Below are 11610 nucleotides of genomic sequence, written 5' to 3'. Positions count from 1 at the left end.
ATTTGCACCGTTTGCAATACCTTTGCAGTCATAAAACCCCTCGGGAGAGTTCACTTGCATTTGGGGTTGTGCCCACGCCGAAAGGTCAGAAGAGATGGTTAATGCTATTACGGCGATAAGGAGTCTGAGCCAGATCATACTGAGTACCTCGGTATAGATGACGAATAACTTGAGCTTTTTGGTAACATTCAGCATAAACTTAGGGTAATCAAACAGTTAGATGCTATGCATCAACCCCTCATTGGAGTGTACCGCGATCTTTGACCTGTTGAAAGGGTGGAACCTTGTTGATCAGAGCGTACTAAAACTACGAGTCTTTTGAGCAGCTTGGCGGCCATGCTCTCAAAGCTGGTTTTTAAGGGTTAACCGGTATCGGAGCGGGAGCAGGTAACGGGAAGCGGTTCACGTTCCCGCGCAGGGGTTTTCCATCTAATGTACCCACACTTATCGGAGGTGATAACAAACCCCTCAGGGGTCGATATGCGGAGCAAATCGGGGGTGATAACAAACCCCTCAGGGGTCGATATGCGGAGCAAATCGGGGGTGATAACAAACCCCTCAGGGGTCGATATGCGGAGCAAATCGGGGGTGATAACACTGACGCATGGGTCGGTTTAGCTAGCCTGAGAGCGCCGAACCCGTGTCTTGCTCAGTTGCGGAGGAAATCCGTTCCCAGCACCGTTTTGAGCAGATTGAAGCACCTGACTCACCGTATCGGTATTGGTTACACCGTTACTAGCTGCCAGCAATCCCGGAAGCTTAATCTCTGGTGGCGCAACGCAGCGCAGCGCCTCCGCATGAGCGCGGTGATAGTGCGCTGACATAACGTCCCAGGTAAAGCGCTCAGTCATGCGCTCCGCTCTGTTACGAAGAGAGATACGCTCGCGGCGATTAAGCTCGCAGAACTTAAAGAGGAACGATGTTAACTGCTCAATGCAGGTATCAGGGGCGCTCTTTGATCTGTTAAGTACCAGCACTCCGTTCTGAAGAGCATCGGGAACGTGGCGCTCAACGTAGGCACCAAATCCGCTTAGGTCGGTCGTTACGGTTGGAATTCCGAGTGCGAGACACTCAAGAGGGGTGTATCCCCACGGCTCGTAGTAGCTCGGAAAGACCCCCATATGGCAGCCGCGCACGAACTGTTCGTAATCAAGGCTAAAGAGGCTCGTAAGAGATACGAAATCGGGATGAAAAACAACCTTGACCGGATCACTCGGTGAGTTAACGAGGTTTCTGTGGCGTAGGTGCTTAAGAACCGGATCGTTCTCATCGTCCCACATATCGTGCGTAACAACTGGAGGCCACTGAGTTGTTTTGCGCGCCAGTATTGAGCGCTTTAGCCGCAGCTCAAGGTCGCTTGTAAAGATATCCTCAAAGCGTGGCATACGACCCCGCGCCGCAGAGTCGAGAATACGTTGGCTAAGGGTGTGCTCCATCTCGCGACAGGTTGTTTTTAGATCCTCAAAGCGCAGGTGGTTTTGCAGCGCCGTAACGTTTAGATTCTTAGTCGGTGCACGGGTGATGATAAAGGCCACAACCGTGGGGGGCTTGGGCAACGTTTTAAGGCGCTGATTGAGGTGGTAAAGGGACTCAATAAAGAGGTCCATGCCCTTGTTTGAGTACTCATATCGGCCACTAGTAAACACGTAGAGGGTGCGATCAAGATCGAAGGAATAGCTAGGGAAGAAGTGCCCCATCACGAACTCGTTGATGCGCTCTTTGTACGTCAGGTGCAGGTTCTGGAATTCGTGTAGCGCCGTAAAGTGGTGAGAGTTAAGACCGTTCGGCAGAACGAAGTTCGGCTTACGGCCAAGCAGATACTCAGCTTCACGCGCCGTTACCTCACTGACCGTAGTGAAAACATGCGCTGAGTGCGCACAGGCGCGCTCAATGGAATGCTTACTCCAGATCGTAAAGTGGCGCGCAGCGTTATCGGCGTTAATCCTGGAAAGATTAGAGTAGAAGTTCGGATCGTTTGAGGCGATATAGCGACCAAGCAGGGTGGCGTGCGTTGTAAAGACCGTCGCTATTGGGAGGTTCATGTGCCGAATGCGTGGCAGAGCAACTCCGGCCATCCACTCGTGGAAATGTGCAGTCAGTTGAAGCGAACTATTTGATGTCTGAATAGCACGCAGCAGCTCAGCTGCGGCGAATCCAAAGGCGATAACTGCATCGACCTCTCCGTCGTTGCCTTCAAGTGAGATGCCGTTGTCGGTCCAGAGGAGATACTTATCTTCACCAAGTCTAGGATAGCGGCCTTTGTAGTCGATTAGAACTACGGAGGGACGTCCATCGGTAAGCCAACATCCGAAATGACACGGGGTGCCCTGCGCAGCGAGCGCCTCGAAGGCAGGTTTTAGATGATCCGGAACAACGCCCTCTTCAAATTCAAGCGCGCTTGTTTGTTGGTGATACGGTCCGATCATGAGGTAGTTATCACCCCAACGCTCGACCATGTTAGGGGCCTTGGTTTTGATAACGGTGTAGATTCCGCCGATCTGGCTACAGGTTTCCCAGGCTATTTCAAGGAGCATAGATTGTTTTGATTGAACAGCGGAACTCATGGAGTGCGATAGTATAGTAGAGTGATGATTACTGGAATATCATTATCCCAAGTACCGTCATTAAGATAATTAAAATTTGGTAAGCGTGCCCTATAAACTTGCTACAGAGAGCATAAACGATAAATCATCGTTTGATGTCACCTACCTAGATGGGTTTTTGCGCTACTCGCTATCGTTGTACGGGATTATTCGAGGTTGCTTGGGTGCAAGCAGCTCCACGATACGCTCCCGAAGCAGGGTACACCGTTTCTTGGTCTGAGCCCGCTTGGCCGCAAGAGAGAGCGCACGCTTTGAGCCAACTATAATAAGGAGCTTCTTAGCGCGCGTTACCCCGGTGTATACCAACTGGCGCTCAAGCAACATAAAGTGTGAATCATCGAGCGCTAACACTACACACGGTACCTCCATCCCCTGTGAGCGATGCACAGTTACGGCGTAAGCCAGTGAGAGTTGGGCAACCTCGCCGCGGGGATACTCTATTAGGCGACCATCCCACAGCTCTACTGAGAGCTTCTGGTCCTCGTGGTTCACCTGCACCACGGTACCCATATCGCCGTTAAAGACCCCGGTCAGATCTATCTTATAGTTATTGACCCGTTGGCAGACCCGGTCGCCAACTCGAAATTCTAGATCTCCGAACTCAAGCACCTCATCATCTGAGTGCGAGGCGCGTGGGTTAAGCCGCTCCTGGAGCCGCTTGTTAAGTTCTAGGGTGCCCAACGGCCCACGGTTAGAGGGGGTAAGGACCGCGATATCTGAACCTGAGAAGCCAAACTTCTTGGGAATCTGCTCCGCTATTAGGCTTTCAATTAAGCGACTAGATTCGTCTGCGTTGTCTCGTTGAATAAAGTAAGCATCAGACTTGGTAATGCCGTCCGGAGCTGGGATCGTAGGCACCTCGCCCGTATTAATCATGTGAGCTACGGTGTTTATATGCGACTCGTGCGAGCGCCTAAAGAGGCGCTGTAACGTAATTACGCGCACTGCACTACATCCAACCAGGTCTCCAAATACACGGCCCGGTCCGACCGATGGCAGCTGATCCTTATCGCCAACAAGGATAATAGTGCACTTGGCTGGAATCGCGGCGAAGAGATCGCGCGCCAGCAGCACATCAACCATCGAGGCCTCATCTATAATAATTGCGTCGTAGGGGAGGGTGTTGCGGGCATTAAACACAAAGCGGGTAGTTAATGGGTCGTATTTAAGCAGGCGGTGAATTGTGCTGGCCGGCACATTGCACACCTGCGACATGCGCTGAGAGGCTCGTCCCGTTGGAGCGGCGAGCGCAAAAGATAATCCAGCCCGTTCAAAGAGCAGGGCCAGCGCCTTAATAACGGTAGTTTTTCCGCAACCTGGACCCCCTGTAATAATCAGTAAGGGGAGTAGTGCGGCCGACTCTACAGCGAGGCGCTGTTCAGGGGAGAGCTCAACGCCCAGTGTTCGCTCAGCTTCAACTATTGACTCATTGATGGTGCTGTTCGGTATAGCGTGCTTTTCGCGAGGTGTTGTGCGTTCCGCGATAAAGCGCCCAACGGCATCCTCCGCCTGGTCGTAGTGTTTAAGGAAGATCCCATTTTCGAAGATAATAAGGAGCCCTTCAACTAGTAGCTGCTCAAGGGGTTCCCCAAGATCTAGCGGCTCCGCCAGCCCCAGTAGCATATGAGCACGGTCAAGTAGTACCTGCCGTGAGAGATAACAGTGACCATCATCGGCAGCGGCAATGAGCGCACAATAAAGCCCCGCCTTGAGGCGTTGTGGAGAGTCTGGAAGCACCCCAAGATTAAGCGCAATGGTATCGGCCGTATGAAATCCGATACCGCGAATCTCACGCGCCAGGACGTACGGATCTCGCTTGATAATATCAACCGTCTGGCCCTTAAAGCGCTCATAGATCTTGGCCGAAAGGTTAGTGGAGATCTGATGCTCAACCAGAAACCGCAGGATCTGTTCGAACTCGCCCCGTTGTAGCAGCGCAGTATTCAGGATCTCGGCCCTCTTTTTTCCAACCCCAGCAAGGCTTGCGATCTTCTCAGGCTCGTTCTGGATAACCTGTAACGAGGAGAGGCCAAATTCCTTGACGATCCTGGCAGCGGTTCTCTTTCCAACCCCTGCGATAAGCCCACTAGCAAGATAGCGCTCAATTCCTTCCGATGTTGAAGGTGGGGTCTCGGTCATGGTTTGCAGGGTGAATTGCTTACCGAACTTCGGATGGGTGATATAGGAGCCCGTCATCATCACGTACGAGCCGGCGTTTACGTGTGGGGCCATGCCGACGACGGTAATCCTATCGCGTGAGTCCTCAGGCACAACCTGCAATACGGAGTAGCCGTTATTGGCGTTACGAAAGGTGACGCGCTCAATCGTGCCACGCACTACCTCCGGCTCAGGCGTTGACTCCTTCATCAGTCTAGCTTCTTTAGACCGTGCCACCAGCTTGTGCTAGGTACATTAGGCAGCTGATCGAGTAACTGCTTGGCCGAGTTTGTTTGCACCCGTTGACGAGCGACCTCATACCACTCAGAGGCGTCCTTAAAGCCGCGCTCCATGTACTCATGAGCACGTACAGCAAGTTCAACCAGATCGGCATCCTTTGCTATAATGCCGGCTGTGGTGGTGTGTTCCTCTACCTGATTCCAGAGTGCTAGGATCTCGTCCCCAGCAGCGTCAAGGCGCGAGACCTGCTCCGTGACGGCGCGCGCCTCATCGACCGTTATATAGCGATTCGCTAGTTTATGAATATCGCCAACCCGGCACTCGCCGATATCGTGAAAGATCAGCATGGCGGCCACCTCGTTGGGGTTACTATACCCCTCAAGCTTGGCTAGAACCCAGCCGATCTGTGCGGCGCGTAGGGAGTGATCCGCTATACTCTCCGGGTCCTCAATGCCCAGTAAACGCCAGCCCTCACGCTTGACACGCGAAAGCTGCCCCATTTCTAAAAAAAACTTAAGGATCTCTTTGGATTGCATATAATGCATGAAAGGTAGCAGAAGCCGGCGCAGAATACCAAGCTCTTGATCTGATCCAACACTTATAATAACCTACCCCTCGTTGATTCCGTATGCGCTAGTAGCTCAGCTGGTAGAGCAGGAGACTCTTAATCTCTTGGTCCGGGGTTCGAATCCCTGCTGGCGCAGTTTCTCCTCTATTCCAACTTGGCGTTGCCAAGATTGGAACAACGACCAGGGGGCGATCCCCTGGATCCCTCGGTGCGATCCATTAATACATGGCTAGGCGTGAGCACTGGTATCGCCGGTCTCTAGTCCGACTATAAAAAAGCTCGCCTGGGATACGCGCAGAGCAGCTTGCGCCTAAAAAGCAACCACGGACTAATAGGAAGTCACTCGGTAGCAAAATTTCAACCAACTTACTTGTTAGTTCCTTTGGTTTTCCGAGTCCTTTTATGCACCACCTTTCGAGTCGGGGCGGTCTTAGAGTTTTTTGAGCTCTGTTTCGTGGTTAACGCTCTTAGTTTTTTTAGATCCAATTTATCTTGCTCTCGACCAGCTGATCTTTTGGCGTCAATCAACAGCTCAAGACTTAGGAACTGCGTCTCTACGCCAGCAAATGTAGACCTCTCTCGCTTTTTCCAAGCTGTTTCAAAATCAACGCCCTTAATTCGCGTAAGTATATCAATGCGACTAGGTGGAAGCCCACAAATATACATAACTCCTGGATCCTTAAAGGTATCTTGGTCAATGTTTGCAAGAGGAGCTCCAAAAGCATCAAGGCCACGATAAAGAGCGTGAGAATTTCTTACGCTTGGATCGACCTATATATCGAGGTCTTTTGTATATCGTGGCTCACTGTAATGCATGACAGCGTAGCCGCCGACTAAAAGATACTTAACTCGGGCGATATTTAAGCACCGCAACAGATCTTTGAAGTCTGAGTTCACTCTCCTTGCCCCCCCCCGATGTAGATGCGCTTGAACAGCTAGTTCCCAACCGGCTTCTAAGCGTTGTTCACTTGAAACAGACGCCCAAAATGAGCGATCAAATTCAGAGGTGTCAAACCCATAAGAGAGGCTGGCAACCATCCTTTTCTTGCGAATCGCGCGGCGTTTCTTGAGGTTTGATCTCATACCGATAAGAGTAGCGTATCTAAGAGGGGTGGGGTATCCCCCTCTAAGGTGTTGGCAGTCTGGGTTCCTTACCAATAAGTGTGGTTGGAAAGCTACTGGATGAAGGCATAACTATGCGCGGCAGTTGGAAGAAAAGCCGGTCGAAGAATGTAAGATAATGGATGCTGAATCCCTGCGCTGGAAGGTGCGCCGCTTCCTGCGCAGGGGTTTTCCATTTAATGTACCCACACTTATCGGTGAGGAACCGAAATTCCTACGAGTCTTTTGAGCAGCTTGGCGGCCATGCTGTCAAAGCTGGTTTTTAAGGGTTCCCCGGTATCGGAGCGGGAGCAGGTAACGGGAAGCGGTTCACGTTCCCGCGCAGGGGTTTCCCATCTAATGTACTCACACTGATTGGTGAGGAACCGCAACCTGTAAGGAGTTAGCAACAAAGGAGTTCCCCATGCCCCCGTCTCAAGTACAGCAACCTATGCCCCCTCAATCCTCTCCAGAAGGGTGTTAATCTCAATCACCCGTTGCTCGGCGCCCTCATTATTAAAGATGCGCCACTTTGCCTCGCAGATCGCTTTGATGTTTCTTAGAATATCACACAGGATCGGGGTCTCTTCGCCAGCAACCTGCCCCGAGTCGTCCTCACCCAGCCTACTGGTGCAGAGCGGAATCAGATTGTGCAGGTCGCGCGGTAGTCCAAGGATCTCAAGTTGACAGCACGCAGCACCCATACCGAGGCTGAGCATCGTGCCGTTTTCAAAGAAATTACCGATTACGCAGTTCATGTGCGCAAGGTGCCCAAGCATATTAAAAACAAATCTCCGATCGCCCTCCTTAAGGGTTTTAAACATCTCGGCAACCGAAGGGTCGGTTTGTCCGACAAGATGCGCCTCGGTGATGCCGAATACGTCGTTTAGGATATTATCGACCTTGCGCTTGCACTGCAGCTTGTAGCCGATAGCGGTCTCCTGCTGCTTTTTCGGGAACTTCGCCAGCCCTCCGATATGTTCAGGCTGAATCTCGTTTGCAACGATAGCAAAGCGCTCAAGAGCGCGCTGGTTTTGCGGGGCAAGGGTAAGACAACGATCAAACACACGCGCTGTTCTATCGATATCGTATCTACGCAGTCCGTATTGATGCCAGCCGATGGTCTCAAGCGCTAGCGCTACCATGGCGTGTTGGTTCTCCTCAATTACAGCCGGAAGATCCTCGGTTCGAACCGATCGGAGCTGATCAAAATCTGGAAAGCCAAGGAAGGTCATAATCCGCCAGGCATACCCGACCGCCTCGGTAACAGCCTGTCTATCATCAGGGTCAGCCTCGGCTAGATCAAAGCGCTCGCGCAGCTCCCTGGTGGCCGCCTCGATCTGCTGCTCAGCTAGGAGCACAGCGCCGACCTTGTTGCCATAGATCTTGGCTGGATTAATCTGATCCCTGCGGGGTGGCTTGAAGTGTGATGAGTCTGACGACATGCCCATACCATACCCTAAAACGGTAGGGTTTCTCTAGTGGGGTGGAGAGGCGCAGTGGGGGGTGTCCATAATAAAATCTTTAGGCGTCGTAAGATTACCGATTTTGACAATCTGTGCGATAGGTTAAGCTCTTACACATGAGTCTTGCATACGCACAATCAGATCGCGCTATAGGGGCTGAAACTGCCCTCAAAAGGGGCATTGGAGCCTATTCCCAGGTAGCCCCAGTTGATGGGCTACTACACTCCCGGCGCCCCCTGGCTGAGGGCTCTTTGCTGGAGGCCCTCCTAAAGGAGGTCGGTGACCTCAGCACGCTATCTCCTGAGCTGCTTGAGCGCGCCATTAAGGAGCACTGTTGGTACCACGTAACCCCGTTCAGAAGTGCGCATATCCGGGCGCTCGATATTCCACCCAATGCGCGTGTGCTTGAGGTCGGTTGCGGTGGTGGTGCATTGACCCGCTACTTAGGAGAGCAGGGGTTCCAGGTCGTTGCCCTTGAAACCTCAGAAGAGTTAGCCGAGTGCGCCCGCACCCGCTGCAAAGAGCTTCGGAACGTAGAGGTTATCACCGGCTTCCTTGAGAACGTGCTTGAGGACAATAAGTTCGACTACGTTATCTGCATCGATCCGGTGCTAGTTCAGAACGAATACTTCGACCCCGGAGTACAGCTCCTTTCGTTGTGCAAGAAGATGCTCAAGGCAACCGGGACCATGATATTGGCCGTCGCTAATCCCCTGCATAATCCAGGTGGCTCTCAGATGGAGCCCTCAAGCGATCAGGTACGGGGCAAGGGTGCTTCCCTAGAGCACCTAAAGAACTCCCTGCATAGCGCGGGGTTCTCAGGTTTTGAAAGCTACATGACCTTCCCGCACCACGCTGCACCGCGCGTGATCGTTAACGCGCAACGGGCCAGGGAGGAGCGGGTACAGTGGTTGCCGCTCGTACGCGAGCTCTATCAGTGCTCTGAGAGCTCGGAGGTTGAGCTCGATACGTGGTGGCGCTCGGTGCATTCAGAGCAGCTCGAAAATGCTTTGGCCCCAGGATGGTTGGTCTTAGCGCATGCTCATAACGTGCACTCCGTTCTTTGGAAGGGGGCAGCTGTTAAGCAGTTCTGCCTTACAACCGAACAGCGATCTGCGCAGCAATCTGGCGAAGAGATCAATCAACAGGGCTTTGGAGTTTATCTTCTTAACGTAATCAAGGATGAGATTCTACCAGCTATAGTAAAGGCTACTCAGCCGATAGTTAACTCTATTAAGGATTACAAGTTCTCCCTAATGGCAGCAGATGGGCGCATCGCTGACCTCGCTACCCGTGAGCAGATGGCGAGGGAGCAGCTCGTCTATGTTGAAGATCGATATAAGGGGCATATCGAGCATGGGCAGGAGGAGCTCCGTGTTCGTAAGGCCGAGCTAGATCTAGTTCTAACGCAATACCACGCCGTAGGGGCGATGTGTCACGACATGCGCGAGGAGGGACGTAAGCTCCAGGGCATGGTCGAAGAGATAAAGAGACGATATCTAGCATCTGAGGAGTGGGGGGCAGCGCTCGCAGATCGGGTCGTTGAATCAGAGAACAAGCTCCATGAGGTCAAGGCTTCATGGGGTTATAGGTTCACGGAGTCGATGCGCGAACTTTTTTCACGCCGTAAGCACGGGCTAGCCAGAAAAGCTTGACAGTAATCCGTTTCGAGTATATTTCTATACTCGTATGAATACAGAAATTAGCTCGAATATTCCATCCCCAGCACATTGTAATAATAGTATCTCTGCCACTAGGCTGGGCTCTCTTGGGCCGGGCTCTCTTGGGCCGGGCTATCAAAGCTCAAACTCCCTAAGGTCAATAGGAGCCGTTATCAGGGGGCTTCCAGCCCTAGAGGAGCTGGAGCCCATCTTTAGTAAGTTGCGAGGCGCGGGCCTAATCCTGGCGACCCTCTCATATGGCTTGGGGGTCAGGATAACCGAGCTCCGGTCGGTTAGGGTGCGGGACGTTAATCTCTCCTCGGGGCTGATCCGTATAGAGGGCGGGGTGCGAGCGATACCGCTGCTCATGATTGATGATCTACGGGAGTATATTCATGAGAGGCTTTGCGGCTCAGAGGCCTCGCTAACCGTTTCAAAGCGTGAGCAGCGGCTCTTTGGTGATGAGGCGTTCGAAAGTTTGCTTGAGCAGCTCTCTGTGTTTCATCCGATGGGGGGCTCTCAAGAGCTTGGGGCGCAGGGCTTAATGGAACGCTGCTTCAATAGGATCTTCCGTATCTTAGCCTGGAGGCATGCGCGTGCTGCCTTTCGCTCCGGCACTAAGGTACGCTCTCCACTGGAGCTATTTGATAAGGGGCCGCGGATCGTACGACGGGGTCGATTGGGCAGCGTTGATCAATATTATCTATGGCGGACGGTGTATCCTGCTGCTGGGTGTTAGTTGGACCCATCCTTAATAATGACCCTCTCTGGAAAGTCAGTAAACACACCATCTATTCCTGCGGCACGCAGCGCTTTAAGATCCACTGGATCGTTTACGGTATAGACGAATACCTTAAGACCCGCCGCATGGAGCTCCTTAATCCGGGCAGGTATTACCGAATCAATACTAAGATGTACCGAGACTGCACCTAGAGCGTGTGCTACCTCTACTAAATTATCTGGATAGCCGCGCGGTAGGAGCCCTACAGGAATGGCAGGTTGCAGCCGTTTTATCTCAGCTATCTCCTTATATTCAAACGATGAGATCAGAAATGATTCTGGTAGCCACCCCTCGATTAGGCAGCCGCTGATAATTGCGGCAACTATTGAAGCGCTGCCACCTCCCTTTAGCTCTATCTGTAGCGCTGCGCGGCCCTTTACTAACTCCAGCACCTCAGAGAGGAGCGGTATCCGCTCTCCCTTGCCAACATCGAGTGAACGCAGGTAGGTGAGGGATTGTTTTTCGACGACACCGCCACACCGTGCGCGGCGCGCTAGGGTACGATCGTGAAAGATAATAGCCTCTCCCTCCACCACACGAACATCGAGCTCGATCCAACGCGCTCCAAGCTCAAGCGCGCGGCGAAAGCTGAGCAGGGTATTCTCAGGTTCGTGCCCCGAGGCCCCCCGATGGGCAAAACAGATAAAGTCAGCGTTGGGCGGAGTGCTCATGGGGGAACTATACAGGTAGGAGCTGGGGTTGGGCAAACCCCTCAGGGGTCGATTTGCGGAGCAAATCGGGGGTGATAATATTAACTATTCACCCCTAAAATAAGCGTCCCCGATCAGGGGACGTCAATAAAGGTGGGTCTTTAGGATCGTTCGTAAGATCGAATCCTTTTAAGGTTCCTCACCGATAAGTGTTGGTACATTAGATGGAAAACCCCTGCGCGGGAACGTGAACCGCTTCCCGTTACCTGCTCCCGCTCCGATACCGGGTAGCCCTTAAAAACCAGCTTTGACAGCATGGCCGCCAAATGGAGGTGGCGGCGCGACGCAACTGGTTGACAATCTCGCTGTTTCCGTTCGGGAGG

The 11610-nt window shown here is 52.6% G+C and carries 7 protein-coding genes and 1 tRNA gene; 3 read left to right on the top strand and 5 right to left on the bottom strand.

Annotated elements, in window-relative coordinates; translation table 11 throughout:
- Positions 1–614: 614 nt before the first annotated feature.
- From NTV65_07685 to NTV65_07675, 3 genes are all read right to left on the bottom strand, one after another.
- Complete coding sequence (locus NTV65_07685; protein MCX6115077.1) at positions 615–2564, bottom strand: glycosyltransferase; 1950 nt, start codon at positions 2562–2564, stop codon at positions 615–617.
- Between the two features lie 162 nt (positions 2565–2726).
- On the bottom strand, positions 2727–4970 hold the full coding sequence (locus tag NTV65_07680; GenBank protein ID MCX6115076.1) for an ATP-dependent RecD-like DNA helicase: 2244 nt from the start codon (positions 4968–4970) through the stop codon (positions 2727–2729).
- The gene (locus NTV65_07675) at positions 4970–5536 is read right to left on the bottom strand and encodes an HD domain-containing protein (GenBank protein ID MCX6115075.1); all 567 of its coding nucleotides are present in this window, start codon (positions 5534–5536) and stop codon (positions 4970–4972) included. The genes NTV65_07680 and NTV65_07675 overlap by 1 nt, the downstream gene beginning before the upstream one ends.
- Before the next feature lie 94 nt (positions 5537–5630).
- Between NTV65_07675 and NTV65_07670 the strand changes: the two genes are divergently transcribed.
- Positions 5631–5703, top strand: a tRNA-Lys gene (locus tag NTV65_07670).
- 1415 nt (positions 5704–7118) lie between these two features.
- On the opposite strand, the gene NTV65_07665 is transcribed toward NTV65_07670, so the two are convergent.
- A complete protein-coding gene (locus NTV65_07665) occupies positions 7119–8114 on the bottom strand; it encodes a hypothetical protein (protein ID MCX6115074.1) in 996 nt (331 codons plus the stop codon).
- A 137-nt stretch (positions 8115–8251) separates the two neighbouring features.
- On the opposite strand from NTV65_07665, the gene NTV65_07660 reads away from it, so the two are divergent.
- Both NTV65_07660 and NTV65_07655 read left to right on the top strand, forming a co-directional pair.
- Positions 8252–9790: a class I SAM-dependent methyltransferase gene (locus NTV65_07660; protein ID MCX6115073.1), complete on the top strand. Its 1539-nt coding sequence runs from the start codon at positions 8252–8254 to the stop codon at positions 9788–9790.
- Between the two features lie 34 nt (positions 9791–9824).
- Positions 9825–10535: a hypothetical protein gene (locus NTV65_07655; GenBank protein ID MCX6115072.1), complete on the top strand. Its 711-nt coding sequence runs from the start codon at positions 9825–9827 to the stop codon at positions 10533–10535.
- Here NTV65_07655 and NTV65_07650 read toward each other — a convergent pair.
- Positions 10532–11248 carry a glycerophosphodiester phosphodiesterase family protein gene (locus NTV65_07650; protein MCX6115071.1) on the bottom strand — a complete coding sequence of 239 codons (717 nt, stop codon included), beginning with the start codon at positions 11246–11248 and terminating at the stop codon, positions 10532–10534. The two genes, NTV65_07655 and NTV65_07650, sit on opposite strands and share 4 nt — an antisense overlap.
- Between the last annotated feature and the right edge of the window lie 362 nt (positions 11249–11610).

The organism is Pseudomonadota bacterium, assembly GCA_026390555.1.
In the GTDB taxonomy this organism is placed as follows: Bacteria; Bdellovibrionota_C; UBA2361; order UBA2361; family OMII01; genus OMII01.
Note: the sequence above shows the minus strand (reverse complement) of the source record. Positions and strands in the feature narration are given on the sequence as shown.

Excerpts from the sequence above, each read along its gene's own strand:
- NTV65_07665 (MCX6115074.1), bottom strand. The coding sequence starts at position 8,114 with ATGTCGTCAGACTCATCACACTTCAAGCCACCCCGCAGGGATCAGATT.
- NTV65_07650 (MCX6115071.1), bottom strand. The coding sequence starts at position 11,248 with ATGAGCACTCCGCCCAACGCTGACTTTATCTGTTTTGCCCATCGGGGG.
- NTV65_07675 (MCX6115075.1), bottom strand. The coding sequence starts at position 5,536 with ATGCAATCCAAAGAGATCCTTAAGTTTTTTTTAGAAATGGGGCAGCTT.
- NTV65_07685 (MCX6115077.1), bottom strand. The coding sequence starts at position 2,564 with ATGAGTTCCGCTGTTCAATCAAAACAATCTATGCTCCTTGAAATAGCC.
- NTV65_07655 (MCX6115072.1), top strand. The coding sequence starts at position 9,825 with ATGAATACAGAAATTAGCTCGAATATTCCATCCCCAGCACATTGTAAT.
- NTV65_07680 (MCX6115076.1), bottom strand. The coding sequence starts at position 4,970 with ATGAAGGAGTCAACGCCTGAGCCGGAGGTAGTGCGTGGCACGATTGAG.
- NTV65_07660 (MCX6115073.1), top strand. The coding sequence starts at position 8,252 with ATGAGTCTTGCATACGCACAATCAGATCGCGCTATAGGGGCTGAAACT.